At 67.8% G+C, this 25,238-nt stretch carries 25 protein-coding genes; 12 read left to right on the top strand and 13 right to left on the bottom strand.

Going from position 1 to position 25,238, the window contains the following annotated elements:
* Nucleotides 1–17 precede the first annotated feature (17 nt).
* Nucleotides 18–1,388, top strand: coding sequence for a pyridoxal phosphate-dependent decarboxylase family protein (locus ACIOSY_RS11030; RefSeq protein WP_400853109.1), 1,371 nt, complete (start codon nucleotides 18–20; stop codon nucleotides 1,386–1,388).
* Here ACIOSY_RS11030 and pdxT read toward each other — a convergent pair.
* Nucleotides 1,385–1,993 (bottom strand): pyridoxal 5'-phosphate synthase glutaminase subunit PdxT, encoded by a 609-nt coding sequence (pdxT, locus tag ACIOSY_RS11035; RefSeq protein ID WP_400853111.1) that lies wholly within the window; start codon nucleotides 1,991–1,993, stop codon nucleotides 1,385–1,387. The two genes, ACIOSY_RS11030 and pdxT, sit on opposite strands and share 4 nt — an antisense overlap.
* Nucleotides 1,983–2,879 (bottom strand): pyridoxal 5'-phosphate synthase lyase subunit PdxS, encoded by an 897-nt coding sequence (gene pdxS, locus ACIOSY_RS11040; RefSeq protein ID WP_400853113.1) that lies wholly within the window; start codon nucleotides 2,877–2,879, stop codon nucleotides 1,983–1,985. Before pdxS ends, pdxT begins: the two co-directional genes overlap by 11 nt.
* 90 nt (nucleotides 2,880–2,969) lie before the next feature.
* Between pdxS and ACIOSY_RS11045 the strand changes: the two genes are divergently transcribed.
* Complete coding sequence (locus tag ACIOSY_RS11045; protein ID WP_400853115.1) at nucleotides 2,970–4,277, top strand: aminotransferase class I/II-fold pyridoxal phosphate-dependent enzyme; 1,308 nt, start codon at nucleotides 2,970–2,972, stop codon at nucleotides 4,275–4,277.
* Nucleotides 4,278–4,323: 46 nt separating this feature from the next.
* The gene (gene pdxY / locus ACIOSY_RS11050) at nucleotides 4,324–5,175 is read left to right on the top strand and encodes a pyridoxal kinase PdxY (protein ID WP_400853117.1); all 852 of its coding nucleotides are present in this window, start codon (nucleotides 4,324–4,326) and stop codon (nucleotides 5,173–5,175) included.
* A gap of 6 nt (nucleotides 5,176–5,181) precedes the next feature.
* On the opposite strand, the gene ACIOSY_RS11055 is transcribed toward pdxY, so the two are convergent.
* From ACIOSY_RS11055 to ACIOSY_RS11065, 3 genes are all read right to left on the bottom strand, one after another.
* The gene (locus tag ACIOSY_RS11055; protein WP_400853119.1) at nucleotides 5,182–5,733 is read right to left on the bottom strand and encodes an HIT family protein; all 552 of its coding nucleotides are present in this window, start codon (nucleotides 5,731–5,733) and stop codon (nucleotides 5,182–5,184) included.
* Complete coding sequence (thrS, locus tag ACIOSY_RS11060; RefSeq protein ID WP_400853825.1) at nucleotides 5,730–7,655, bottom strand: threonine--tRNA ligase; 1,926 nt, start codon at nucleotides 7,653–7,655, stop codon at nucleotides 5,730–5,732. Before thrS ends, ACIOSY_RS11055 begins: the two co-directional genes overlap by 4 nt.
* A gap of 121 nt (nucleotides 7,656–7,776) precedes the next feature.
* Complete coding sequence (locus ACIOSY_RS11065) at nucleotides 7,777–8,136, bottom strand: YnfA family protein (RefSeq protein WP_400853121.1); 360 nt, start codon at nucleotides 8,134–8,136, stop codon at nucleotides 7,777–7,779.
* A gap of 142 nt (nucleotides 8,137–8,278) precedes the next feature.
* Here ACIOSY_RS11065 and ACIOSY_RS11070 point away from each other — a divergent pair, with 142 nt between their 5' ends.
* From ACIOSY_RS11070 to ACIOSY_RS11090, 5 genes are all read left to right on the top strand, one after another.
* The gene (locus tag ACIOSY_RS11070) at nucleotides 8,279–9,229 is read left to right on the top strand and encodes an alpha/beta fold hydrolase (protein WP_400853123.1); all 951 of its coding nucleotides are present in this window, start codon (nucleotides 8,279–8,281) and stop codon (nucleotides 9,227–9,229) included.
* Nucleotides 9,230–9,256: 27 nt separating this feature from the next.
* The gene (locus tag ACIOSY_RS11075) at nucleotides 9,257–9,670 is read left to right on the top strand and encodes a hypothetical protein (RefSeq protein ID WP_400853125.1); all 414 of its coding nucleotides are present in this window, start codon (nucleotides 9,257–9,259) and stop codon (nucleotides 9,668–9,670) included.
* 31 nt (nucleotides 9,671–9,701) lie between these two features.
* On the top strand, nucleotides 9,702–11,060 hold the full coding sequence (locus tag ACIOSY_RS11080) for a cryptochrome/photolyase family protein (RefSeq protein ID WP_400853127.1): 1,359 nt from the start codon (nucleotides 9,702–9,704) through the stop codon (nucleotides 11,058–11,060).
* Nucleotides 11,061–11,132: 72 nt separating this feature from the next.
* The gene (locus tag ACIOSY_RS11085; protein ID WP_400853129.1) at nucleotides 11,133–12,302 is read left to right on the top strand and encodes a MalY/PatB family protein; all 1,170 of its coding nucleotides are present in this window, start codon (nucleotides 11,133–11,135) and stop codon (nucleotides 12,300–12,302) included.
* A gap of 84 nt (nucleotides 12,303–12,386) precedes the next feature.
* Nucleotides 12,387–14,024, top strand: a complete 1,638-nt coding sequence (locus tag ACIOSY_RS11090) for a hypothetical protein (protein WP_400853131.1) — start codon at nucleotides 12,387–12,389, stop codon at nucleotides 14,022–14,024.
* Between the two features lie 21 nt (nucleotides 14,025–14,045).
* Here the strand turns inward: ACIOSY_RS11090 and ACIOSY_RS11095 are convergent, their stop codons facing one another.
* Nucleotides 14,046–15,005 (bottom strand): NADP-dependent oxidoreductase, encoded by a 960-nt coding sequence (locus ACIOSY_RS11095; protein WP_400853133.1) that lies wholly within the window; start codon nucleotides 15,003–15,005, stop codon nucleotides 14,046–14,048.
* A gap of 236 nt (nucleotides 15,006–15,241) precedes the next feature.
* Here ACIOSY_RS11095 and ACIOSY_RS11100 point away from each other — a divergent pair, with 236 nt between their 5' ends.
* From ACIOSY_RS11100 to ACIOSY_RS11110, 3 genes are all read left to right on the top strand, one after another.
* Nucleotides 15,242–15,442, top strand: a complete 201-nt coding sequence (locus ACIOSY_RS11100) for a hypothetical protein (RefSeq protein WP_400853135.1) — start codon at nucleotides 15,242–15,244, stop codon at nucleotides 15,440–15,442.
* Between the two features lie 97 nt (nucleotides 15,443–15,539).
* Complete coding sequence (locus ACIOSY_RS11105) at nucleotides 15,540–16,523, top strand: GlxA family transcriptional regulator (protein ID WP_400853137.1); 984 nt, start codon at nucleotides 15,540–15,542, stop codon at nucleotides 16,521–16,523.
* 70 nt (nucleotides 16,524–16,593) lie between these two features.
* Nucleotides 16,594–17,130, top strand: a complete 537-nt coding sequence (locus tag ACIOSY_RS11110; RefSeq protein WP_400853139.1) for a hypothetical protein — start codon at nucleotides 16,594–16,596, stop codon at nucleotides 17,128–17,130.
* Here the strand turns inward: ACIOSY_RS11110 and ACIOSY_RS11115 are convergent.
* Nucleotides 17,028–17,945, bottom strand: coding sequence for a helix-turn-helix domain-containing protein (locus ACIOSY_RS11115; protein ID WP_400853141.1), 918 nt, complete (start codon nucleotides 17,943–17,945; stop codon nucleotides 17,028–17,030). The two genes, ACIOSY_RS11110 and ACIOSY_RS11115, sit on opposite strands and share 103 nt — an antisense overlap.
* Before the next feature lie 147 nt (nucleotides 17,946–18,092).
* Here ACIOSY_RS11115 and ACIOSY_RS11120 point away from each other — a divergent pair, with 147 nt between their 5' ends.
* Entirely contained in the window at nucleotides 18,093–18,695 is a 603-nt protein-coding gene (locus tag ACIOSY_RS11120) for a TetR/AcrR family transcriptional regulator (RefSeq protein WP_400853143.1), read from the top strand.
* Nucleotides 18,696–18,711: 16 nt separating this feature from the next.
* Here ACIOSY_RS11120 and ACIOSY_RS11125 read toward each other — a convergent pair whose 3' ends face one another.
* The 6 genes from ACIOSY_RS11125 to ACIOSY_RS11150 form a co-directional block, all read right to left on the bottom strand.
* A complete protein-coding gene (locus ACIOSY_RS11125) occupies nucleotides 18,712–19,746 on the bottom strand; it encodes a Dyp-type peroxidase (RefSeq protein ID WP_400853145.1) in 1,035 nt (344 codons plus the stop codon).
* A gap of 9 nt (nucleotides 19,747–19,755) precedes the next feature.
* On the bottom strand, nucleotides 19,756–20,661 hold the full coding sequence (locus ACIOSY_RS11130; RefSeq protein WP_400853147.1) for a helix-turn-helix domain-containing protein: 906 nt from the start codon (nucleotides 20,659–20,661) through the stop codon (nucleotides 19,756–19,758).
* A 103-nt stretch (nucleotides 20,662–20,764) separates the two neighbouring features.
* Nucleotides 20,765–21,991 (bottom strand): cupin domain-containing protein, encoded by a 1,227-nt coding sequence (locus ACIOSY_RS11135; protein ID WP_400853149.1) that lies wholly within the window; start codon nucleotides 21,989–21,991, stop codon nucleotides 20,765–20,767.
* 30 nt (nucleotides 21,992–22,021) lie between these two features.
* A complete protein-coding gene (locus ACIOSY_RS11140; RefSeq protein ID WP_400853151.1) occupies nucleotides 22,022–22,303 on the bottom strand; it encodes a hypothetical protein in 282 nt (93 codons plus the stop codon).
* Nucleotides 22,296–23,969 (bottom strand): MFS transporter, encoded by a 1,674-nt coding sequence (locus ACIOSY_RS11145; RefSeq protein ID WP_400853153.1) that lies wholly within the window; start codon nucleotides 23,967–23,969, stop codon nucleotides 22,296–22,298. Before ACIOSY_RS11145 ends, ACIOSY_RS11140 begins: the two co-directional genes overlap by 8 nt.
* 50 nt (nucleotides 23,970–24,019) lie before the next feature.
* Entirely contained in the window at nucleotides 24,020–25,195 is a 1,176-nt protein-coding gene (locus ACIOSY_RS11150) for an MFS transporter (RefSeq protein ID WP_400853155.1), read from the bottom strand.
* Nucleotides 25,196–25,238 lie beyond the last annotated feature (43 nt).

Raw genomic sequence — 25,238 nt, forward strand, 5'->3', positions numbered from 1 at the left:
GGTGTAGTCCTGAGGCTATGGACGACAGTGGCATCGGGGCCACGCTCGACGCGGCGCATCGTGCGGCCCTCGACTTTCTCGCAACCGTCGACGAACGCCCGGTCTGGCCTCGGGCGACGCTCGACGACATGCTCGCCGTCTTCGGCGGTCCGCTGGCGGACGAGGGCGCCGACCCGGCCGCGGTGATCGACGAGATCGCTGCGCACGCCGACCCGGGACTCGTGGCGATCCCCGGCGGACGCTTCTTCGGATTCGTGATCGGTTCGACGTTGCCCGCAGCGCTGGCCGCTGACTGGCTGGTATCGGCGTGGGACCAGAACTCGGGTTCTTCGAGGCTTGCCCCGACGACCGTCGCCCTGGAGCGCGTCGCCGGTCAGTGGATGCTCGATCTGTTCGGTCTCCCCCGATCCGCGAGCGTGGGCTTCGTCACGGGCGGCCAACTCGCGAACTTCACCTGCCTGTCCACCGCACGTCACGCGGTGATGGCGCGGGCCGGGTGGGACATCGCCGAGCGTGGCGTGCGCGACGCTCCCCCGTTGCGTTTCGTCGTGGGCGCCGACCGGCACGGATCGGTCGATCGTGCCGCGCGGTTCCTCGGGATCGGACGTCGCGAGCTGACCGTCGTGGAGTCCGACGCTCAGGGTCGGATGCGAGCGGATTCCCTGGAGCAGGCCCTCGCCGAGGAGACCGGCCCGGTGATCGTCTGCCTCCAGGCAGGCGAGGTGCACACCGGGGCGTTCGACGACTTCACCGAGCTGATCCCGATCGCGAAGCGACAGGGAGCCTGGGTGCACGTCGATGGCGCATTCGGGCTCTGGGCCGCGGCATCCCCCTCGCTCCGCGCGCTGACGGCGGGGATGGAACACGCGGATTCCTGGGCGACGGACGCCCACAAGACCCTGAACGTGCCCTATGACTGCGGGATGGCGATCGTGCGGGACCCTGCCGACTCGATCGCCGCGTTCCGCACCGGCGGCGACTATCTCATCTACTCGGGCCTCGACCCCTGGGACGTCACGCCCGAGCTCTCCCGGCGCGCCCGCGGAGTCCCGGCGTGGGCGGCGATGCGCAGCCTCGGGCGATCCGGCATCGCCGCCCTGCTCGATCGACTGCACGCCAACGCCCTCGCGATGGCCGCGGCCCTCGGATCCATCGACGGAATCGACGTCGTCAACGAGGTCGTCTACACGCAGGTCATGTTCCGCACCGGGTCGGACGCGGCGACCCGCGCTCTCGGCGAGGCGATCCTCCTGGACGGCACGGCTGCCGTCACGGGCGCCGAGTGGCGCGGGCGCGCGGCACTGCGCTGCTCGATGTCGTCGTGGGTCACGACCGCCGAGGACATCGAGCGCACGGTCGAGGCGATCCGGCGCCTGTCCGCCGGCTAGGCGGCGTCCGCCGAAACGGCGCGCACGTGATCGAGGAAGCGCTGATGGAAGCGCGTCTCCCCCGTGATCTCCGGATGGAAGCTGAGTCCGAGAAGGTTGCCCTGCTCGACCGCGACGACGCGCCCGTCGGGCAACGCCGCGAGCGTACGAGCGGCACCCCCGACCGACTCGACCACAGGCCCACGGATGAAGGCCGCCTTCACCGGCGCGGTGCCGAGCAACGGCACGTCGACCTCCGCCTCGAACGATTCGACCTGGCGCCCGAATGCGTTTCGGCGCACGACGACGTCAAGTCCGCCGAACGACTCCTGGCCGTCGATGGCATCCACGACCGAGTCGGCCAGCATGATGAGTCCGGCGCAGGTGCCGAGCACCGGCATCCCGCTACGGATCGCCGCGCGGATCGGCTCCTGCATCCCGAAGATCCGGGACAGCTTGTCGATGACGCTCGACTCCCCGCCCGGGATCACCAGCCCATCGACCGTCGCGAGTTCGGCCGGACGACGGACGAGAGCCACGTCCGCACCCAGGCGCGCGAGCAGGGCTGCGTGCTCGCGCACGTCACCCTGCAGCGCGAGCACTCCGACCCGAGGACTACCAGCCACGCTCGGCGAGACGGTGCGGGGCAGGCAGATCGGTGACGTTGATTCCGACCATCGCCTCGCCGAGTCCTCGAGACACCTCGGCGATCACCTTCGCGTCATCGAAGAACGTGGTCGCCTTGACGATCGCCTTCGCGCGCTCGGCCGGGTTGCCCGACTTGAAGATGCCGGATCCGACGAAGACGCCATCGGCTCCGAGCTGCATCATCATCGCGGCATCCGCCGGCGTCGCCACCCCGCCGGCGACGAAGAGGACGACGGGGAGCTTGCCGGTCTCGGCGATCTCGGCAACGAGTTCGTACGGTGCCTGCAGCTCCTTGGCGGCGACGAACAGCTCGTCCTTGGGCAGTGCGGTCAGCGCGGCGATCTGTCCCCGGATCTTGCGGATGTGCTTCATCGCCTCGGAGACGTCTCCCGTGCCCGCCTCCCCCTTGGAGCGGATCATGGCCGCGCCCTCGTTGATGCGACGCAGGGCCTCGCCGAGGTTCGTGGCACCGCAGACGAACGGCACGGTGAAGTCGAACTTGTCGATGTGGTTGACATAGTCGGCCGGCGAGAGCACCTCGGACTCGTCGATGTAGTCGACGCCGAGTTCCTGAAGCACCTGCGCTTCGACGAAGTGACCGATGCGCGACTTCGCCATCACGGGGATCGACACCGTGTTGATGATGCTGTCGATCATGTCGGGGTCGCTCATACGCGAGACACCGCCCTGGGCGCGGATGTCGGCCGGCACGCGTTCCAGCGCCATGACGGCCACGGCGCCGGCGTCTTCAGCGATCTTCGCCTGGTCGGCAGTGACGACGTCCATGATCACGCCGCCCTTGAGCATCTCGGCGAGGCCGCGCTTGACGCGTGCAGATCCTGTCGTGGGTGCCTGGTCGTTCATAGCGTTCCTCCCGGATGAACCAATAAGTCGTTTGATCTATGTCAAACCGTAGCATCGTCTCGTTCGATCTAGAATCGGTGATGAGGACACATGAGCACCGACATCACAGGGACGACCGCAGCCGACATCGCCGAGAGTGTGCGCGGCCTGCGCGATCGGGGTGCGCTCCGCCCCGGGGACTCGCTTCCTCCGGTGCGTGAGCTCGCGACCATGCTCGGCGTCAACCGCAACACCGCCGTCGCCGCCTATCGGCAGCTGGCTCAGGCCGGCCTCGTCGTCTCGCGGGGCAGAGCGGGCACGACCATCGCGGGTGTCGAATCGGTGGCGCAGGAGGGCTACGCGGCCGACACAGTCCTGCGAGACATCGGCACCGGGAATCCGGATCCGACGCGCATCCCGGATCCGTCCCATGCACTCGCGACGGTGACCGGTCGGCCGGTGCTCTATGGCGAGCCGATCATCGACCGCACCCTCGACGAGTGGGCGCGGAACTGGATCGCCGCCGACCTGGGTGACACCGACTTCCGGATCACGATCACCAGCGGTGCGGTGGACGCCGTCGAACGACTGCTGGCGCAGGCGCTGATGCGCGACGACGCCGTCGCGCTCGAGGACCCGTGCTTCCTCGCCAGCATCCACACCGTCCGTCTCGGCGGATACCGCGCCGTTCCCGTCCCCGTCGATGCCGAAGGCATGACCGTCGATGGGCTCCGTGCCGCCCTCGAATCGGGCGTCCGCGCCGTGATCTGCACTCCCCGCGCACAGAACCCCACCGGTGCCAGCCTCACCGCCCGCCGGGCAGCCGATCTGCGCAACGTGCTCGCCGACTATCCGTACGTGCTGATCATCGAGGACGACCACTTCTCCCTGCTCTCCCGGCGCCCATACGAGTCACTGATCGGCCCCTCCCACCGGCGGTTCGCCCTGGTGCGATCGGTGTCGAAGTTCCTGGGCCCCGACATGTGCCTGGCGATCGCCGCCACCGATCCGACCACGGCCGAACGTCTCGCGATGCGCCTGAGCCCCGGCACCACCTGGGTGAGCCACCTCTTGCAACGCCTGACGCTCGCGCAACTCACCGACGACAGCGCGGCAGCGACCATCGCGGAGGCCGGCACGCACTACGCCGAGCGCAACGCCGCCTTCGCGGAGCGGCTGCGCGATCACGGGCTCCCCGCCCCGGAGTCCGACGGCCTGAGCCTCTGGATCGAACTCCCCCGACCCGCTCGGCTCGTCGCCGAGCAGCTGATGCGCCGCGGGTGGCTCGCCCGCACGGGCGATGAGTTCGCGCTCGATGATCGCGCCGAGGCCTCGAAGCACCTGCGCCTCACGGTGCACGATCTCTCCGATGCGGATGCCGCGACTCTCGTCACCGACCTCGTCGCCGCCGCGCGATGACCACCCGAAGCGGGTTGGATCCCGCCCTGAATGAAAGGATCGAGAGATGAAGATCCTCTCCATCCAGTCGGCCGTCGCGTACGGCCACGTCGGCAACTCGGCCGCGGTGTTCCCGCTGCAGCGCATCGGCGTGGAGGTATTCCCGGTCTACACGGTGAACTTCTCCAACCACACCGGATACGGCGCCTGGCGCGGCCCGATGATCGATCCGTCCGACGTGCGCGAGGTCGTCGCCGGCATCGAGGACCGCGGTGTCTTCGGGCAGATCGACGCGGTGCTCAGCGGCTATCAGGGCGGCGAAGGAATCGGCGACGTCATCATCGATGCGGTCGCGCGCGTGAAGGCCGCGAACCCGAGCGCCGTCTACGCCTGCGATCCGGTGATGGGCAATGCGAAGTCCGGATGCTTCGTCGCCCCCGCGATCCCGATCCTGCTCCGCGAGCGCGTCGTCCCCGTCGCCGACATCATCACCCCGAACCAGTTCGAACTGGGCTTCCTCACCGAGACCGGGCCCGACACCCTGGAGACGACGCTCGCATCGGTCGATCTCGCCCGCGCCATGGGGCCCCGCACCGTGCTGGTGACGAGCGTGGAGCGCCCCGACCGCGAGGAGGGCACCATCGAGATGCTCGCCGTCGACGACGAGGGGGCGTGGATCGTGCAGACCCCGCATCTCCCCATGAAGGCGAACGGCTCGGGCGATGTCACCGCCGCTCTGTTCACCGCCCACTATGTGGAGACGGGCAGTGCGCAGGTCGCGCTCGAGCGCACGGCATCGAGTGTGTACGACCTGCTGAAGGCGACGCTCGACTCCGGCGAACGCGAGCTCCAGCTCGTCGAGGCGCAGGAGTTCTACGCCCACCCCCGCATGCAGTTCACCGCACGTCAGGTGCGCTGAGCCCGGTCAGTCGACCGAGGTCGGCCACGCGTTCGCGACGGCCTCCCGCACTTCGCCCAGAAGCTGCGGGAGCGCCTTCGTCTTGGCGATGATCGGGAAGAAGTTCGCATCCGACGTCCACCGCGGCACCACGTGCTGGTGCAGGTGACCGTCGACGCCCGCACCCGCGACCGCTCCCTGGTTCATACCCAGGTTGAAACCGTCGCACCGTGACACCTCGCGCAGCACCCGCATCGCGGTCTGCGTGAGCGCACCGATCTCGGCGACCTCCTCGGGCGTCGCCTGGTCGTAGGTCGCGATGTGGCGGTAGGGGCAGACCAGAAGGTGCCCGGAGTTGTACGGGAAGAGGTTGAGCAGCACGTAGGCCGTCTCTCCGCGCGCGACGACCAGGCGTTCCGCATCCGGATGCTTCGGAGCCTCGCAGAACGGGCACTCCTCCCGCAGCGGCTCCGGGCCCGCCTGGATGTACGCCATCCGGTGCGGGGTCCAGAGCCGCTGGAACTCGTCGGGAACCCCGGCGAGGGTTCCGACGCCTTCCAGCGGCTGGTCGGCCGTCACGCCAGATCCCCTGCTGTCTGCACGAGGGTGTGCTCGGCGATCGCGGAACGGATGCGGGCGACCGCGTCCTCGATCGGCACGCCGTTCTCCTGCGTTCCGTCGCGGAAGCGGAACGACACGGTGCCCGCGGCGCGATCCTGCTCCCCCGCGATGAGGATCAGCGGGACCTTGCCGGTGGTGTGGGTGCGGATCTTCTTCTGCATGCGGTCGTCCGATGCGTCGAGCTCGGCACGCACGCCCGAGTCGCGCAGCGTGGTGACCACGTCGCCGAGGTAGTCGGCGAACTCCTCGGCGACCGGGACGCCGACGACCTGCAGCGGAGACAGCCACACCGGGAAGTCGCCCGCGTAGTGCTCGAGCAGGATCGCGAAGAACCGTTCGATCGAACCGAAGAGCGCGCGGTGGATCATGATCGGACGCTTCTTCTGCCCGTCCTTGTCCATGAACTCGAGGTCGAAGCGCTCCGGCAGGTTCGGGTCGACCTGCACGGTCGACAGCTGCCAGACGCGACCGATCGCGTCGCGGGTCTTCAGGTCGATCTTCGGACCGTAGAACGCCGCTTCACCCGGCACCTCGGTGAGCTTGAGCCCCGATGCCTGGGCGACACGGCGCAGCGCATCGGTCGACGACTCCCAGAACTCGTCGGAACCGATCCACTTCGACTTCTCGTCGTCCTTCATCGAGAGCTCGAGCTCGAAGTCGCTCAACCCGAAGTCGCGCAGCATCGAGAGGATGAAGTCGAGGACCTTCGCGACCTCGCCCTCGAGCTGATCGGGGGTGACGAAGAGGTGCGAGTCGTCCTGGGTGAAGCCGCGCACGCGGGTGAGCCCGTGCAGGGCGCCGGAGAGCTCGTTGCGGTAGACCGTGCCGTTCTCGGCGAATCGCAGCGGGAGGTCCCGGTAGCTGCGCGCGCGCTCCTTGTAGATCAGGATGTGCATCGGGCAGTTCATGGGCTTCAGGTAGTAGTCCTGACCCTGCTTGGTGATCTCGCCGTTCTCGTCGCGTTCCTCATCCATGACGATGGGCGGGAACATGCCGTCCTTGTACGTGACGAGGTGGTTCGAGGTGAGGAAGAGGTCTTCCTTCGAGATGTGCGGGGTGTACACGTAGGTGTAGCCGCCCTCGATGTGCCGCTTGCGCGCGTGCTGCTCCATCTCGCCGCGGATCATGCCGCCGCGGGGGTGCCAGACCGACAGACCGGAACCGATCTCCTCGGGGAACGAGAACAGGTCGAGTTCCTTGCCGAGGCGGCGGTGGTCGCGCTTGGCGGCCTCTTCGAGGCGGTGCTGGTAGGCGCGCAGCTCGTCTTTCGTGGGCCAAGCGGTGCCGTAGATGCGCTGCAGCTGCGGGTTCTTCTCGCTGCCGCGCCAGTAGGCGGCGGCGATGCGGGTGAGATCCCACCCGTTGCCGATCATGCGGGTGTTCGGAAGGTGCGGGCCGCGGCAGAGGTCTTTCCAGACGACCTCGCCGTCGCGGGTGGTGTTGTCGTAGATCGTCAACTCGCCCTCGCCGACCTCGACGGAGGCGCCTTCTGCTGCTTCCTCGCCGCCCTTGAGCCCGATGAGCTCGAGCTTGAACGGCTCGTTCGCGAGCTCGGCGCGGGCCTCGTCGTCGGTCACGACGCGGCGCACGAAGCGCTGTCCTTCGCGGACGATGCGCTGCATCTCTTTCGTGATCGCCTTGAGGTCTTCGGGCGTGAACGGGGTCTCGACGCCGAAGTCGTAGTAGAAACCGTCGGTGATGGGCGGGCCGATGCCCAGGTTCGCCTGCGGGTTGATGCGCTGCACCGCCTGCGCGAGCACGTGCGCCGCGGAGTGGCGCAGGATGCTCAACCCCTCCGGACTCTCGATCGTGACGGGTTCGACCTCGTCGGCTTCGGTCACTGTGGTCGCAAGATCTTTGAGGATGCCGTTGACGCGCATGGCGACGACGGATCGGTCAGAGAACAGGGCGAAGCCGTCGTTCGGCTGGGCGTTTTCAGGCACTGATCACTCCATCTGGGTCTGGATCTAGGCTACTCGCATGCCCGGGTCGTACTGACCGTCAGACGACGGTGTCCGCCGACTGGTTCGCTGCGGTGGGAGCGAGGATGATGATGGCCGCGCCGACCAGTGCGATCGCCGACCCGATCCAGTCCCACATCGTCGGCTTGAACCCGTCGACGATGATGCCCCACGCCAGCGAGCCCGCGATGAACACGCCGCCGTACGAGGCCAGCACCCGCCCGAAGTTTGCGTCGGGCTGGAGCGCGGCGATGAAGCCGTAGGCACCGAGCGCAATGACGCCGAGCACGGCGAAGATCCACCCACGATCCTCCTTCACGGCCTGCCAGATCAGCCAGGCGCCGCCGATCTCGGCGATCGCGGCGAGGACGAACAGCACGATGATGCGAAAGACCGTCACGGGTCCAGTGTGTCAGCCCCGAGCATCCGCCGGGATACCGCGAACACGGTACACAGGTGTCTCCCGCAGGCGGACGCGGCCGACGAGCTTCTCGCGGCACGCTGGTCATCAGAGCGCAGCGCGCGCTCCGGAGAGGGATGCAATGAAGAAGTTCGCGAAGAGGGCGCTCATCACGGTCACCGCCGTCGCCGCCACGATCGCAGTGGGTCTGGTCACCACCACGACCGTGCATGCGGTGGCGACGCAGGTCGAGAAGGACCGGATCGAGACGTACGGGCAACTCGTCGAGGTGGACGGGCGGCAGATGAACGTCGTGATCGCCGGTGAGGGACCGGAGGACATCGTGCTCCTCCCCGGCTTCGGCACCGCCTCGCCCGCCCTCGACTTCGCGCCCCTGGTCGACGACCTCGCGACGGATCATCGCGTCATCGTCGTCGAGCCCTTCGGCTATGGGCTCAGCGACGGCACCGACCGGCCGCGCACGACGGAGAACATCGTCGACGAGGTGCACGAGGCGCTGTCCCGGGTGGGAGTCGATCGATACACGCTGATGGGGCACTCGATCGCCGGCATCTACGCCCTCGAGTTCGCCGCCCGCTATCCGGACGAGCTGACCGGGTTCGTGGGCATCGACACGAGCGTGCCCGATCAGCCGCACATGGACACCGAGTTCCCGATCGGACTCATGGGCGCGGCCCGAAATCTGGGCATCGCACGGCTCCTTGTCGCGATCAGGGGCATCGGGTACTCCGAAGACGTCTACTCCGATCATGATCGCGAGCAGATCGCGATGATCTCGAACCGCAACTCGATGGCGCCCACCTATCTCGACGAGATGGCGCACATCAGCACCAACTTCCAGAACGCTCACGGTCGCACCTTCCCGGCAGACCTTCCGCTCCTGCTCTTCGCCGTGGCTCAGAACGAGACCACTCCCGAGTGGTTGGCGCTGCACGAAGAGCAGGCGGCGAGCGTCGCAGACGGCACCATCGTCCCGCTGGAGGGCGAGCACTATCTGCATCACACCCACGCGGACGACATCGCCGAGGGGTTCCGGGCGTGGGAGGCGGAGAGGATGCCGTCAGCAGGGTGACATCCGCCGAACGGGTAGCGTGAGCGCATGAGCACAACGATCGCGCGATGGGTTCTCGCCGTGGCGCTGGGCGCCATCGGCATCATGCACTTCGTCCAGACCCGCGGCTTCCGCGTGGTGGTGCCGGAGTGGGCGACGCGGATCACGAAGCTCGACAAGGAGAGCATCGTCATCGCGTCGGGTGCGGTCGAGGTCGCGCTGGCAGCCGGACTGCTGGCACTCCCCCGCGAACGTCGGAGGATCGGATGGGCGACGGCCGCGTTCTTCGCGGCCGTCTTCCCGGGCAATGTGCACCAGTGGCGCACCAAGCGCTCCACCCCCGGCCTCGACACCGATGCGCGTCGATTCGGACGTCTCTTCCTCCAGCCGCTGCTGATCGTCTGGGCGCTGTGGGCGACCGGTGCAGAGCCGCAGAGTCGGGCGCGCCGCCGGCGCCGCTGACCCAGCGCTCCCGGTCGGAGAGAATGGGGCGATGACCTCTCCCTCGATCGTGTGGCTCCGCGACGATCTCCGCCTCGCAGACAACCCGGCGCTTCGTGCAGCGGTCGATCGGGACGAGCCCGTGGTCGTGCTCTTCGTGCTCGATGAGGAGTCCCCCGGCATCCGACCACTCGGCGGCGCGGCCCGGTGGTGGCTGCACCACTCGCTGGCATCGCTGAGCGAGAGACTGCGCGAGCGCGGAGCGACGCTGGTGCTGAGGCGGGGTCCCACGGCGCGCATCGTCGGTGAGGTGGTGGCAGACACCGGAGCCGGCGCCGTGTTCTGGAACCGGCGATACGGCGGCCCGGAACGCGAGATCGACACGGCGCTGAAGACGGCGCTCCGCGCAGACGGGATCGAGGTCGCCTCGTTCGCCGGATCGCTCCTGCACGAGCCGTGGACGGTGAAGACGGGCGGCGGCACGCACTTCTCCGTCTTCACGCCGTTCTGGCGCGCGTGCCTCGCCCTTCCCGCTCCCCGCCTGCCCCTGCCGGAACCTCGGGAGATCTCCGGCGCGCCCCGGTCACCGGCATCCGACTCGCTCGAGGACTGGCAGCTGCTGCCCACGCATCCGGATTGGGCCGCGGGTCTGCGCGACACATGGGAGCCGGGCGAACCGGCGGCCAGACGACGGCTGCGCGAGTTCCTCGACGACGACCTCCCCTCTTACGATCGCGCACGCGACGAACCCTCCGCCGGCGCCACGTCATTGCTCTCACCCCGACTCCGATGGGGCGAGCTCAGCCCCTTCACGCTCTGGCACGAAGCCGTCTCGACCGACGGAGCCGGCGGGTTCCTCTCGGAACTCGGCTGGCGCGAGTTCGCCTGGCACACGCTCTTCCACTTCCCCGAGCTCGCGTCGAAGAACCTGCGCCCGCAGTTCGATGCGTTCCCGTGGCCGCCCCTCGACCCGCAGCACCTCGACGCCTGGCAGCACGGTGAGACGGGCGTGCCGCTCGTCGACGCCGGGATGCGCGAGCTCTGGCACACCGGCTTCATGCACAACCGCGTGCGCATGGTCACCGCCTCTTTCCTCGTGAAGAACCTGCTCATCGACTGGCACCACGGCGAGGAGTGGTTCTGGGACACCCTCGTCGACGCCGACGGCGCCAACAACCCGTTCAACTGGCAGTGGGTCGCCGGGTCGGGTGCCGACGCCGCCCCGTACTTCCGGGTCTTCAACCCCGAACTGCAGGCGAAGAAGTTCGACGGGCAGGGCGTTTACATCGCCCAGTGGGCGGCGGATGCCCCGACCGAACCCCTCGTCGATCTGGGTGAGACGCGCAAAGCCGCACTCGCTGCCTACGACGTCGTCAAGCGCTCCCCGCGTGGCGACGACGAAGATCGCTGAGACCGACCCCGTGGGGGTGCGGATGACCATACGATCGAAAGCGCCCTCCCCCTGCTCCCGAAAGGATCGCGCATGCCCTCTGGCGGATTCGACGCCCTCACCGAGACCGATCTGCGCCAGGCCGGCAGCCTGAAGTGGACGGCCTTCCCCAACGTGATCGGTGCGTTCGTGGCCGAGATGGACTTCGGCGTCGCGCCGGCGGTGAAGGATGCCGTGGGCGCCGCACTCGACCAGGGTCTGACCGGATACCTGCCCGATCACCTGTCCGATGCGCTCGCCGCCGCCACGGCATCCTGGTACGCCGATCACTATGGCTGGACCGTCGACGCCGCACAGGTGAAGCACGTCCCCGACGTCATCGCGGCGTTCGAGTACGCGATCGAGCAGTACACCGCCCCGGGAGCGGCCGTCATCGTGCCGACACCCGCGTACATGCCATTCCTCATGGTGCCGCCCCTGCACGGCCGCCGTGTGATCGAGGTGCCGAGCATCGAGCAGAACGGTCGATGGGTGATCGATCATGACGCGGTGACGGCCGCCTTCGCCGACGGAGGCGAGCTGCTCGTGCTGTGCAACCCGCACAACCCGCTCGGCACGGTCGCCACGCGTGAGGAACTCGTGCGCGTGTCCGACACGGTCGCGGCAGCGGGGGGACGCGTCTTCGCGGACGAGATCCACGCGCCCATCGTCTACGCGCCCGCGCGCCACATCCCCTACGCCTCGCTCTCGGACGTCGCCGCGGCGCACACCCTCACCGCCACCTCCGCGTCGAAGGCCTGGAACCTCGCCGGCCTGAAGTGCGCGCAGATCATCATCTCCAACGACGCCGACGCAGACCTCTGGGAGCGTGAGGGGATGTGGGCGGGCCATGGCACGTCCACGATCGGAGCCATCTCGAACATCGCCGCGTACACGAATGGCGGCGCCTGGCTCGACGACGTCGTGTCGTATCTCGACGGCAACCGTCGCCTGCTCGCCGACCTCGTGGCGGCGCACCTTCCGGGTGTGCGGGTGACGATGCCGGAGGGCAGCTACATCGCGCTCCTCGATTTCCGGAGCACGGGTCTGACCGGCGATCTCGGGGCATGGTTCCGCGATCACGCGGGGGTCGCCATGACCGACGGTGCGGCATGCGGTGAAGCCGCCGTCGGATTCACCCGCTTCGTGTTCGCGATGCCGCGTCCGCTCGTCGAAGAGGCCGTGCTGCGAATCGCTCGCGCCCTGGAGCAGCGCGCCCTCTGAGACCGCATCACTCGCGGACTACGGTGGAATATCGGGATGCCATCTGAGCTCCCGATCTTCCCCCGCACTCGCTGAAGGGCTCGTATGCGCTCCGTTCGTCTCCGTCTCGCCGTCGCCCTCGGCGGCGTCGCGGCCCTCACGCTCTCGATGTTCGGGGCGCTCGCTCTTCCCGAGTCCGCGACCGCCGCCCCCATCCCGGGGAGTGACGCTCCCGTGATCGAGATGTCTCTCGAACCTCACTTCCCCGGCGAGCCGTCGTGGCCGTCGACCTACTACCCCACGTTCGCGCTGCTCATCGATCTCACCGACGCGTCGCCTGAAGCGGGCGAGACGATCGACATCGAACTCTCGTCGAACCTGACGGCGGCCACGGTGCCGGGTTCGATCTTCGACGCAGACGGCACGGAGCTCCTCACCTACGCGGTCTCTTCGGACTCGCGCCGGATCACCCTCACCTATTCCGAGGCCGCCGCTGCGGTCGTCGATCTGCACGCGTCGCTCGCCGTGTTCGTGAGCACGGACTCGTTGGTACCGGGCGGATCCGCCGTGACAGCAGATGCGACGGTCGGCGACACCGTGTTCCCGCTGTCGGCCGCATACACCGGGCTGCCGTGGAGCGAGAACAGCGTGGTGGGGACGTGGGAAACGGGCCCGACCGGCGCGCTGCGCTTCATCGCGCGGCCCACCGTAGAAGCCCACCCCGAGTACGCCGCCGCGGGCGGTCAGTGGATCGGTGTCGGCACCGCCGAGGGCTGGCCGGGAGTGCTGACACCGGCTCCGGGCACCACCCGCGTGTTCCACCTGGAACAGCTTCCCGAGAGCCTGACCGGGTTCACCGACCCCGCAGCGGAGTTGGAGCGCGACGTCGACTACGTGCTCGACGAGCAAACCTCGAGCGACGGCCAGCCCGTGTTCGGCATCAGTGTGACCACTCCGACGAGCGGTTACTTCGTGATCGAGCAGACCTACGACCTCGTCTCGACGGGGGCCGTGCTCTTCGAGGCGCCCAATGCAGACCTACCGGCACCCGCCCGTCAGGTGTTCGCCGCCGGCACCCGCATCATCACGGGCGCGGTCGATGCCCACCTGGGCGGCTCGAGCGGCATCGGCGGAATCTCGGCGACCACCTTCCTCGCGAGCTCGGGCGGAACGGCGTCCGCGTCGGCGATGGAACCGGAGATGACGGCGGCTCGTTCTGTGACACCCGCGTCCGCGCCCGCCGGCGAGGCGAAGGGAACGGTGTCGCTGACTCTCACCAATACCGGTAACACTCCGCTCGACGTGACCTACTCCGACGAGGTCACGGCGACGGCATCTCAGGTGACCGTCCGTGACGCCAGCGCGAGTTCCGGCACGGCATCGGCCGACGCCGACACCGTCTCGTGGAGCGGTCGACTGGCTCCCGGAGCCGAAGCGACGGTGACCTACGCCTACGACGCCCGCGCGACCGGAACGCAGATCGGGGCACTGGTGTTCTCGGGCACCGGCCGGGGCGCCGTGTCGAGCAACCCGCAGCTGTCGGCCACGCCGGCGATCGCCGATGCCGAGGTCGCGGTCTCCGCGCTTCCCGTCGAGACGGCCGCCGCCACCGCGCCGCCGACGTCCGATGGCGCGCTCGCGACCACCGGAGCCGACGGTTCCTCGGCGGCGGCACTCACCGCACTCGCGTTCGCGCTGTGCGCCGGCGGAATCCTGGCCATGAGGTCGCGCCGCCGCGCCTGATCGCGACGGTGCACGCAGGCATCACTCGAGGAGGCTCGCGTCGGGCACGACGACGATCTTGCCCGACGCGTGCCCTTCGATCGAGCGCGCATAGGCATTTCGCACCCCCTCGAGCGGATGCACCGAATCGAGGGGAAGCACGATCTCCCGCCGTGCGATTCTTGCGGCGATGTCGGTCAGCGCGGGGATGCCGGCCTCGGCTCCCCCGATGCCCTGAACGCCGTGCGCTGCCCGAGCGGGATAGTCGGCGATCGTGTTGATCCTCTCGCGAGCGACTCCGAGCGCCAGCGCCGCGTCGACGGTGCCGTGACCGACGGTGTCGAGCACCACGTCGATCTTCGGCGCCGTCGCGCGCAGCCGGTGCACGAGATGCGTGCCGTAGGCGATCGGATCGATACCGAGCCCGCGCAGCAGGTCGTGATTGCGGGCGCTCGCCGTGCCGATCACGCGGGCGCCGGCGCGAGCGGCGAGCTGGGCGGAGAGGATGCCGACTCCCCCGGCTGCGCCGCTGACCAGTACCGTGTCACCGGATTCGATGTGCTGGGATCGCACGCTCGCCATCGCGGTGCGACCGACCACGTTGAGCGCACCCGCGACGATCATCGAGAGCCCATCGGGAACACGGGCGAGGTGCTGCGGTTCGATCACCAGGTGATCGGCCTGGGCATGGAATCGACGCCCTCCGAAGACACGCGCGCCGAGCCACGATGCCGCATCGACGTCGCTGCCGCAGGCGATCACCGTGCCCGAGAAATCGTATCCGGTGCCCGACGGCAGCGTGCGCTCGTAGTCTTCGAACATCGGCTCGCCGCTGAAGATCTTCCAGTCGACCGGGTTCACCCCCGCGGCCGCGACGCGAACGAGAACCTCTCCCGGGGCGGGACGCGGGATACTTCGGCGCACGATCTCGAGCACCTCCGGGCCTCCGAAGCGGCGGTGGATCACACGGCGGGAACGTCGTTCGCCATCGTCGACAGGCATGGTCACCAGGGTTTCCGATCTCTTGATCACCGAAAGCGGTGCAGGAACGACGGCGTTCCTGCACCGCTCACCAGCCTCATCGTATGGGCGCAGGCGCGAAGGCGGCAGACCGTGCGCCTCGAACGTTCGACATTCGCCGAAGGCGTCGCGCGGGGCAGTCTCGTAGTGTGTCCGGAAGAGGGCCAGGCCGTCTGCACCGGTTCGGGAACGACGCCGCCCTACGACCAAGGAGCGACATGACGGAGACGGATCGTGCGGAACCGGCCGACCTGAGCGGCGTCGTCGACGAACGCATCAGCCAACTCGCCTCGCTGGAGGCGAGCCCTGCCCATCTCAGCGAGGAGTGGCTGCGTCGGCAGCTCCACTCCGCCCTGGCCGCGTGGGCACGAAACGAGACTCTGACAGAGATCGAGGCGGAGAACCGCACCGACTACTGATCGATTGCAGTGCGAAGCGGCGAAGCCTCACACCGGCGATGACGATCGGAGTCATCACACCCCGGCACCCGGCACGCGCCACAGATAGGCTCAGCTCATGAGCGGCCGACGACGAGTGGGAATCCTGGTCTTCGACCGGGTCAAGGCCCTGGACTTCATCGGCCCCGCCGAAGTGTTCACCGAGGCGAATCAGCGTTCCGACGGCTACGAGACGCTTTTCTTCTCTCCCGACGGGAACGACGTGACGACGTCGATGGGACTGCGCGTCGGCGCTCACGGTGCTGCTGCCGGCGATGATCCGCTGGATCTCGTCATCATCCCGGGCAGCGAGTACGCCCCGGCCGTCTACGACGATCCCTCGGTGCGCCAAGCCGTGCTCGACCTTTCTCGACGCGCGACCAAGATCGCATCCATCTGCAGCGGTGCCTTCGCCCTGGCCGGCGCCGGTCTGCTGGATGGACGAGCTGCGACGACGCACTGGAAATTCACCGAAGCGCTGGCCGCATCGTTCCCCGCCGTGACGGTGCGGCCCGACTCGATCTTCGTCCGAGACGGGAATGTCTATTCCTCGGCCGGCGTCGCCGCCGGCATCGATCTCGCACTCGCCATCGTCGAAGAGGACTTCGGTGCGGACGTGGCGCGGTCCGTGGCGCAGCTCCTCCTGGTCTATATGCGTCGTTCGGGAGGCCAATCCCAGTTCTCGGCCTCCGTACGGGTGACCCCGCCTCGAACCAGCGTGGCCCGTGCCGTGGCGGACTACGTGGCCAGCGACCCCGCACGTCCCTCGTCGCTGCGCGACCTCGCAGCGCACGCCAATGTCAGCATCCGGCATCTGAACAGGGTGATCCGCGACGAACTCGGCATGACGCCCATCGAGTACGCCGGATCCATGCGGTTGGACCTGGCCATCGGCCTTCTCGAACAGGGCAGACCCGTCTCCGAGACGGCGAGCGTCGCGGGGTACAGCAGTGCGGTCGCGTTTCGCCGCGCATTCGTCGCCCGGTACGGCGCGACGCCATCCGATTACCAGAAGCGTTTTCAGACGACCGGCGACGGCATCGCGGAACCACCGCGTCCGTGATCGGGACGCCCCCGGAGGGTGTCCCTCCGGGGGCCACCTTCCGCTCCGGCGCGGAAAGTACCGTTGGCGTATGAGGCGTGACCACAATGATGTCGAGGCTCTCCGCGCCCGCGTCGAGTCCCTCGCGGACAGGCCCGCTCTCATCAGAGACCGCCACCTCACCGTCCTCGCGTCGAACACGATGGCACGGGCGCTCTCGCCCGGATTCGATGAAGGCGTGAACCTGGCGCGCTACGCATTCATCGATGCCGTGGACCACGCCGGAGATGCCGGCTGGTACGAGTCGACCAGCCAGATCGCCGCGATGCTGCGCGACTCGCTCGACATCCATCGAGACGATGCTCCCTTCCGCCGTATCGTCGGCGAACTCTCCGCGCGCAGCCCGCAGTTCTCCGTCGCCTGGGCCGATGAAGCCGCTCCGGCACGGCAGGGCGAGGTGACGTTCGTCGACACGGCCGTCGGCGATCTCACGCTCGTCTACCGGGAGGAGTGGCTCGACGACACTCAGGCGGAGGCGATCATGCTGCTGTCGGGCGTCGATGCGGCATCCGAGACGAAGTTGGACGCGCTCGCGTCGATCCTCGCGGGCCGTCGCCCTTCCGAGTGAACGGCTGAGGCCGCGCGGATGCTGGCGAGCGCTGCTGCGCCCGGGGAACCCGCGTCGGCGGAGAACGTCGTGACGAAGAGCCCGACCTCCCCGGGAACATCGAGCGTCAACCATTTCAGGTCGACCCAGCCGTGGCCGTCGATCTCGCTCATCGTGGTGCCGCTCGTCTGCGGGAATGCTTCGTGTCGCGACCACAGTTGGCGGAAGACGCGGTGCTCCACGGAGAGGATTCCGAGGATCTCGCGCAACCGTGGGCTGGAGGGGTCGGCCTGGAAGCGCAGCGCCGCGACGAGGCGCCGGGCCGTGTCGTTCCAGCTCTCGTCATCGTGCGCGCTCTCCGATCCCGCGAAGACGTCGAGAAGAAGGTTCCTCCCGACTCGCAGGTAGGCGGGTGCCACGATCTGCGCCGCACGATTCACCGCGATGATGTCGTGATGCGCATCGGTGATGTAGGCGGGCGACGTTCCCCACGTGCGAAGGATCTCTTCCACATCCTCGAGCGCTTGTCGTTCCGTGGCACGGGGACGCCCGCCGGACGATTGGACGATGCGATGCAGATACGTGTCAGCGACATGGTCGAGCCGAAGTGCTCGGCTCATGGAGGCCAGTACCTGAGCCGAAGGTTGCCGGTCGCGCCCCTGCTCGAGCCGCAGGTAGTAGTCGACGCTGATTCCGGCGAGGTCGGCCACCTCTGACCGCCTGAGCCCTGCCACCCGCCGCCCTCGCTCCCGCAGGAGACCGACGTCCTCGGGCTGGAGCTGAGCGCGCCGAGCGGTGAGGAACTCGGCAAGCGGCCCGATTCGTCCCACGTCCACACCTCCGATTCTCCTCAGACCATGATGAAGTCATTCTGGAGCCGCCGTTACTGCAACGGTGAGCGCGTGCCTGGCCATACGTGCGCCGAATCTGGCCATGGTGACAATTCCCGTGTTCTCGCCGGTGCAGGCGGCTAAATTTGGTCCATGGCACGACCCCGGAGCTTCGATGAGCAGGTGCTGCTCGACGGCGCCCAGGACCTGTTCTGGAAGAACGGGTACGAGCGCACCTCCATCGACGAGATCGCCGCGACCGCGGGCGTCGGCAACGGCAGCATCTACAGCGCCTACAAGAGCAAGCTCGGCCTCTTCATCGCCGTGTTCGAGAGGTACTGCGACTCTCGAGTCGCGCTCGTCGATGAGATCCTCGCCGGCCACGACGGACCCTTCGAAGACGCCGTGGAGAACTATCTCGACGAGATCATCCGCGACTGCACCGCTCACGAGGATCGGCGCGGATGCTTGATGCTCAACAGCATCGCCGAGCTCGGCTCGCGCTTCCCGGAGGTGCTGGCCATCGGGGCACGGTCGAACGCGCGCATGGAGGACCTGCTCGTCGCACGCGTCGCGTCGAGTGCGAACTCCGGGGAGATCCGCCTCGGAACAGACGGTATCCGCCCGCTGGCAGCGCACATCGTGCTCGTATCCCAGGGAATCATCCACCTGAGCCGGACGGGTGTCGCGGTGGCGAAGCTTCGCGAGGTCGTCGCGGCGGCTCGAGACCTGACCGCGCGCCTGCGTACTGCTTGAATCGATCGCCGCGTCGCTATGCCTGAGCGGATCGCGATTCCTCCGCCGCGGTGCGCGCAGGCGATGCGATCGTCGCGGCTGGCGTCGGCGCCGCCGCGTCATCGGCGAGAGCTCCCAGGAAGTCTGCGGACGGCGCGAAGAACGTGCAGCCCATCACTGCCGTCGAGAAGTCGAGGAGTCGGTCGTACAGGCCGGGCGGGTCACCGATGAACATCCGCTCGAGCATCTTCTCGATGACCCACAGGTATCGCGAATAACCGATGAAGTAGGTGCCGAACTGTGACGCCCCCGGACTGCCGAACGGCATATTGTCACGCAGGATGTCGTGCTCCACGCCGTCGACCACGATCGTCGACAGCGTCTTGTGCGACTTCTGTCCGTCATCGGCATCGTCCAGCTCGACGTTGTCGGCCTTCTTCCGACCGATGATCATCTCCTGCTGTTCGGTCGTCAGCGCCTGCCATTGGTCGATGTCGTGCAGGTACTTCTGGATGACGACGTAACTCCCTCCCGCATTGTCGGGGTCCTCGTCGCCGATGAGGGTGGAGTCGGCGATGGCATTGCCCACCGGGTTCGCCGTCCCGTCGACGAACCCGAGCAGGTCGCGCACGTCGAAGTACCGGAAACCGGTCGTCTCATCGACGACTTCCACCGCGTCTCCGAGGGAATCGAGCAGTTGGCGCTCGAACTCGAAGGTCAGGTCCTGTCGGTTCGCGCGGATGTGGAACAGGAGATCGCCTGGGGTGCTCGGCGCGGTGTGCACGGCGCCGGACACTGCGGCGAACGGATGCAGCCCGGCCGGGGAGGGCCGAGACGTGAGGCGCGGCCAGAACTGCGCGCCGATCGCGGCAGTGCACGAGAGCTGTGCATCGAGATCACGGAACCCGACGTTCTTGATGATGTCGTCGATCCCGCTGATGACGTCTCGCACGGCGTCTGCGGCATCCGCTCCCTGCTTCACCGTCAACACCAGGAAGGTGGCGCTGGACGTCAGGGGTGCATCGACCTTTTGCGCCTCGATGGGAACGCGGCCGGGAAGAGAGCTGCTCACGTCCCGAATCTAGAGCATCGAGTGGATCGGAGTCTTCGACGCTTGTCGAGGGGCCAACCGGGTGATGGTGGCCGTGCCGCGCTGACGTTCGGCTGAGCGCGCTGGATCGGACCCATCGGTGGCGTCCCAGAGCTGCAGAAGCTTCAGACCGAGGTGGAGGGTGCTGCGCTGCAGGCCGTCGGCCAGCGCGTCGCGCACCACCTCCGACATGCTCTCCAACCGGTAGTAGAGGGTCGTGCGGTGGATGAAGAGCGCACGGCATGCGACGGCCACGCTGCACCCGGCGTCGAGGTAGGCCTCGACGGTGGCCCGGCGCGTCTGATCTGGCGACCGCCATAATTCGTGCGCCGCGGGTGAGGCGGCGGCGACGAGCGAGGGAGAGCGGGTCATGCCGTGGAGCAGTCTCCACATGCCGAGGTTCTCCGCGCGGGTCGTTCCGATGGCGCTCTCCCCCAAGAGCAGGAGGAGCTCAGAGGTGGCGCGCGCGTCGTCAGCCGCACGTCGCAGGTCGTCTTCGTCGGTGCGTAGTCGTGCCGAACCGATCGGAGCGATGACGCGCACGCCGGCGCGTGCTGCCGTGTCTCTCGCCCATTCGTCGATGTCGAGCGGTGTGCGAGCAGACGACGTGACCAGCAAGACCCCATCGCCATCGGCGATCACGAGCGTATGCCCTCGTCCGGCCACCGTCAGCGCGTGCCGCAACGGCGGGAGGGCCGCCGATCGTCCGTCCACGAGGATGGCGCGCACAGCGACCTCGCCGTACGGATCGAGCCACCGTCGTTGCCGAGCGGTGCGCAGCACTTCACGACGCCGGACCGGGTCCGGCCCGATGAGCTCAGCGATCAGTGATCCGCGAGGATCGTCGCCTCCGCGGGGCTCATCGGGGTCGAACGTCTCCAGGCTCGCGTTGCTCACGGGTATCCTCCGTCTCGTCGCTGCGTCTATGACAAAGCTAGGAGTGGAGGCGAACGGTGCGCGTGGTCCCGTCAGGGCCACCTTCCCATGCGCGCCTCCCCGATCACTTGCGGAGGGGCGTGATGCCCTGGGTTCCCTGCGCGAACGTGGCGAGCGTCGCCTCGTCGATGTTCAGGTGCGCCGACAGCAGCGACGGCGGCACGTGGCTCAGCCAGTTCGCGAGAGAGATCTCCTCGTACTTCGGCGCTTTGAAGACCTCGAGGAACTGCAGCACGTCGTCACCGGTGTTCTCGACGTAGTGGCCGAGGTTCTTGCGCACGACACCCACGTCACCGGCGCGGAAGTCGGTCGTGTTCGCGTGCGGCCCCGTGTTGAACACCGTCATCCGCGCCGACCCGCGCAGGTAGTACTGCCACTCGTCGGCGTTGGGGTGCCAATGCAACTCCCTCATCGAACCGGGCTCGATGGTCACCAGCGCGGCGGCAACGGTGGCCGAGAGCGGGAAGTTGGTGCTATCGGCGATCCGGATGCTGCCGCCGGAGTTCTGGTGCAGCGGCTGCGACCGCGAGAGCCGGAAGATGATGGGCTCGGATGCTCCCCACTCGACGCCCGCCGCGGCCTGGTCGTCCGCGAGGTCACCGGGTTCGTCACCGGGGAAGATCCACAGGTTGTGCAGCGGGATGTCTGCGAACACCTCCTGGGCGACCCCGAAGTTCTTCGCGAGGATGTCCGGAGGGGTGTGCGCGAACCAATCCGTGAGAAGGAGGGTGTTCGATTCGGACTGCTCGCCGTCGTCGAAAGCCAGAACGAACTCGGCGCCGTCGGGGCCGAGCCCCTGCAACGAATGCGGTGTGCCGCCGGGAAAGAACCAGAGGTCGCCCTCTTCGACGTCCTCCACGCTCGGCTGCCCCGAGCGGCTGATCGTCGTCACACGGCAGCGTCCTCGGGTCATGACCGCCCATTCGGCGGTCTGATGCCAGTGCAATTCGCGGATACCGCCCGGCTCGAGGTACATGTTGACACCCGCGATCTCATCCGAGATCGCGAAGTCCTGCTTGGTGAGCTCTCGCGCCCATCCGCCGCGCTGCACGCGGCGCGGCGAGATGTTGAAGGATGACCAGAAGAACGGCTGAGTGGAGATATCGGTGCCGGGCGCATCGATCTGATGGGGGAACTGGCTCGCGATGACCGGGTTCTGCGGCCCGGTCATCGTGAGGCTCGCGGAATCGCCGATCGTGTTCGCCTCGCCCTCCGCGGGAAGGTCCGGATTGCCGAACGTGGGTGCCTCGTGATGCGGGGCGGGTATGTGTTTCGCGTTGTCTTCCATCATGGTGCTCCGTTTCGTGTGTGCCGCGTGCGATTACTTGTCGGCGGTGGAGATTCCGGCATCGCGCAGAAGCCGGCGCACGTCCAGGGTCGTCTGCTCATCGATGTCCTTATGGTGGGGTTTCTTAAGGAAGAGCTCCGATCGACCGAGCCGTACGCGGAACGTGCCGTTGTGCTCCTCCGTCACATCCGCGACCTCCGCGAGCAGAGCGAGCACGTCCGGCCATTCGAGGTTGTGCGAGGTCGGATGCTGCTCCAGGTGGGAGAGCGTCTTGCGATGATGTTCGGACAGGTGGGCGGTGGACTCGTCAGGCATGGGGTTCTCCTTCGTCGGTGGTGGGGGCGGGATGCCGGAGCTGCCGGTGGTGCGATCGAGGAACTGCGAGGAGATGCGTCGCGGTGGGACGAACGGCGCTCATCGCCCACGCGCGCGCGATCACCTCGGCGTCGAACTCGGTCGTGCGTCCTTCGTGCTGGCTCACATGCTCTCGCCAGGACCCGACCGTGTAGGCCTCGACGACGATGTCGGCATCATCGACGACCGTGTACACCTGCCATCCCCGCGCACCGGTGCGCAGACGTGTCTGCTGCACCTGCGCCATCACGGCCAAGAAGTCTGCCCGTCGATCGAGGGGGACGCTGTAGCGGATGAGTACGAGGACGGCGGCGTCGTCCTCGCCGATCGCCCGAGGCGCCTCGTCCACCCCGGGAACTTCGACGATTCCCCGACCGATACCCGTCGTATCGGGCAGCGGCCAGGCGAACAGGGTGAGCCCGCCGACCGCGCAGACGATACCCGCACCGATGACAACCTCGGCAGGGCCCCAGACCGCAGCGAGCACACCGGCGACGGCGGAACCCGCTGCCGTGCACCCGAAGAGCACGAGCTGATAGAACGAGAGCCCTCGAGTGCGGACCCAGATTGGAAGGAATGCCTGGATGGTCCCGTTGATGGTCGCGATGATTCCGATCCATGCCAGTCCCGTGACCACGAGTACCGGAAAAGTCAGCCACAGGGTCGGCGAGAGGACCAACACGACGAGCCCTGCGCCGTACGCCACCGAGGAAGCCAGGACGACGCCGTTGACCGCGGCGATCCGTCGTGCCCAGGGCAGCACGAAGGCGCCGATGATGGATCCGGCTCCGAGCGCGGCCAGGAGCAATCCGTACCCGCCGGCGGAAAGGCCGAGGGAGTTCTTGGCGATCGTCGGAAGCAGTGCCCACAGTGCGTTGGCCGGGATGAGGAAGACCGCCAGACGCAGCAGGATGAGCCGCACGATCCGCGAGTGCATGACGTAACGGGTACCCGCTCGTGTCGCGTCGACGAACGGCTCGTGGCGCACGACCGGCGGTGTGTAGGTCTTCCAGAAGAGCAGCACCCCCAGGAACACGAGGAACGACGCGGCGTTGAGGAGGAACACCGCGGCGACTCCGTATTGCGCGACGACGAGGCCGGCGATGGCCGGGCCGACGGCTCGCGCGATGTTCACGCCGATCGATGAGAGCCCGGCAGCATCGACGAGCATGGATCGCGGCACGATGTCGGGAACCAGCGCCTGGAATGCGGGGAGCTGGATGGCCGAGATGATTCCGAGGACGAAGGTCGATGCCAGCAGCACCGCCGTGGTCGTCTCGCCGATCCAGGTCAGCGTGGTCAGGGCCATCACGATGATGAGCTGCACGATCTGCGAGTAGAGCAGCACGCGACGACGGTTGAGGAACTCGCCGATGACCCCGGCGGGAATGGCGAAGATCAGCACGGGTGCGGCGGCGGCGGTCTGCACGAGCGCCACCAGCAAAGGGGAGCCATCGCCTTGGACGAGGAGCCATTGGGCGCCCACGGTCTGCATCCAGCTTCCGATGTTGCTGACAATGGATGCGATCCATACCAGTCGGAAGATGGGGACCGTGAGCGGGGCGAACCCCGACGCCCATCCGCCACGGTCCCCGACTTTGGTCGATGCCGTCGCCGCCTCAGCCATTCGCCGCGACGACCGTTCTGTGTTCCGTCATTGGGATACCTCGTGCTGTGTCAGGAGGGACTGTTCGCCGCTGCGGGTGCCGCAGCACGTCGCATCACCAGCGCGGCCGAGACCGTGGCCACCAAGACGATGGCTGTGAACACCAGGAGCACCGTCGTCTGCGACACGACGGTGAGGAGCGCTCCGATGGCGAGCACGGGCAGAGCCAGGCCGCAGTACGCGATGAGGAAGATCAGTGCGAGCGTCTCTCCGCGGCGTCCAGGCTCGGCCAACGTTGCCGCCGTCGCAACAGCGGACTTGAACAACACACCCACTCCGACGCCGGAGACAACGCCTCCGACGAGGAAGACGGCGAGTGACGGCGCGAATGCACCCGCAGCGACAGCGGCCAGACCCGCCGCGCAGCAGACTGCGGCGACGACGAGCTGAGAGCGCAGGGCGACACGCGCCAGCGCCACCTGGCCCGTGGCAGCGGCGGCGAACACCGAGAACGCCGTCACTCCGGCGACGAGGTGGTCACGCTCTCCGAAGGTTCCGATGAGGATCGTCGGGGCGAGCGAAGTGAACAGACCGAACAGCGCGAATCCTGCGAACGCCCCGAAACCGGCAGCGATGAATGCCGTCCGCGCGCGGGGCGGTGCGGCGATGCGCTGAGGTCGATACGGCCGAGGTGTCGCCGGTGGTGACACGGTCTCCGGCACGCAGGTCACAGCGACAGCCGCGCCGAGCAGGACCACGAGAAACACAGCATGTGGGAGCACGAGCGGGGCGGGCAGGAACTCGGCGAACAGCCCGCCGATGAGCGGGCCGAGCGCGAGCCCGCCGAGGTTCGCAGCACCGGCCACCGAAGCGGCGACGACGACGCTCTCGGTCGGTCGGGCGTGTGCGCGAAGTTCACCGAGATGGGCCGTGGCGGTCGCCGTGAGGATTCCGACGCTCACGCCGTTCACCAACCGGGCGACGAGCAGACCAGGCACGTCTGTCCACAACAGGAACAGGACGGCACTGAGGGCTGCGACCAGGATCGCGATGGTCAGCATCCGCCGACGCCCCATCCAATCGCTCACGTGCCCGAGGAGGAACAGGCTGAGCACGACGCCCACGGCGAACGCGGCGAAGATCAGGGTGATGATCGAGACCGGGAAGCCGTCGAGCTCCTGGTAGAGCGGATAGAGCGGAGTGGGGATCGTCGCGTAAGCCATGACCATCAGGAACGCGATAGCCACGACCCAGAAACCTGCCCCATGCGAGATCTGGGGCAGTCCGAGG

Origin of the sequence: Microbacterium sp. NPDC087665, from assembly GCF_044743285.1 — a bacterium.
GTDB lineage: Bacteria > Actinomycetota > Actinomycetes > Actinomycetales > Microbacteriaceae > Microbacterium.

What these genes read in the sequence shown, in the direction of transcription:
- ACIOSY_RS11120 (WP_400853143.1), top strand. Translation starts at nt 18,093, where the DNA reads ATGGCACGACCCCGGAGCTTCGATGAGCAGGTGCTGCTCGACGGCGCC.
- ACIOSY_RS11080 (WP_400853127.1), top strand. Translation starts at nt 9,702, where the DNA reads ATGACCTCTCCCTCGATCGTGTGGCTCCGCGACGATCTCCGCCTCGCA.
- ACIOSY_RS11140 (WP_400853151.1), bottom strand. Translation starts at nt 22,303, where the DNA reads ATGCCTGACGAGTCCACCGCCCACCTGTCCGAACATCATCGCAAGACG.
- ACIOSY_RS11095 (WP_400853133.1), bottom strand. Translation starts at nt 15,005, where the DNA reads ATGCCTGTCGACGATGGCGAACGACGTTCCCGCCGTGTGATCCACCGC.
- ACIOSY_RS11070 (WP_400853123.1), top strand. Translation starts at nt 8,279, where the DNA reads ATGAAGAAGTTCGCGAAGAGGGCGCTCATCACGGTCACCGCCGTCGCC.
- ACIOSY_RS11090 (WP_400853131.1), top strand. Translation starts at nt 12,387, where the DNA reads ATGCGCTCCGTTCGTCTCCGTCTCGCCGTCGCCCTCGGCGGCGTCGCG.
- pdxS (WP_400853113.1), bottom strand. Translation starts at nt 2,879, where the DNA reads ATGAACGACCAGGCACCCACGACAGGATCTGCACGCGTCAAGCGCGGC.
- ACIOSY_RS11075 (WP_400853125.1), top strand. Translation starts at nt 9,257, where the DNA reads ATGAGCACAACGATCGCGCGATGGGTTCTCGCCGTGGCGCTGGGCGCC.
- ACIOSY_RS11085 (WP_400853129.1), top strand. Translation starts at nt 11,133, where the DNA reads ATGCCCTCTGGCGGATTCGACGCCCTCACCGAGACCGATCTGCGCCAG.
- ACIOSY_RS11105 (WP_400853137.1), top strand. Translation starts at nt 15,540, where the DNA reads ATGAGCGGCCGACGACGAGTGGGAATCCTGGTCTTCGACCGGGTCAAG.
- ACIOSY_RS11100 (WP_400853135.1), top strand. Translation starts at nt 15,242, where the DNA reads ATGACGGAGACGGATCGTGCGGAACCGGCCGACCTGAGCGGCGTCGTC.
- ACIOSY_RS11030 (WP_400853109.1), top strand. Translation starts at nt 18, where the DNA reads ATGGACGACAGTGGCATCGGGGCCACGCTCGACGCGGCGCATCGTGCG.
- ACIOSY_RS11135 (WP_400853149.1), bottom strand. Translation starts at nt 21,991, where the DNA reads ATGATGGAAGACAACGCGAAACACATACCCGCCCCGCATCACGAGGCA.
- thrS (WP_400853825.1), bottom strand. Translation starts at nt 7,655, where the DNA reads ATGCGCGTCAACGGCATCCTCAAAGATCTTGCGACCACAGTGACCGAA.
- pdxY (WP_400853117.1), top strand. Translation starts at nt 4,324, where the DNA reads ATGAAGATCCTCTCCATCCAGTCGGCCGTCGCGTACGGCCACGTCGGC.
- ACIOSY_RS11145 (WP_400853153.1), bottom strand. Translation starts at nt 23,969, where the DNA reads ATGGCTGAGGCGGCGACGGCATCGACCAAAGTCGGGGACCGTGGCGGA.
- ACIOSY_RS11110 (WP_400853139.1), top strand. Translation starts at nt 16,594, where the DNA reads ATGAGGCGTGACCACAATGATGTCGAGGCTCTCCGCGCCCGCGTCGAG.
- ACIOSY_RS11045 (WP_400853115.1), top strand. Translation starts at nt 2,970, where the DNA reads ATGAGCACCGACATCACAGGGACGACCGCAGCCGACATCGCCGAGAGT.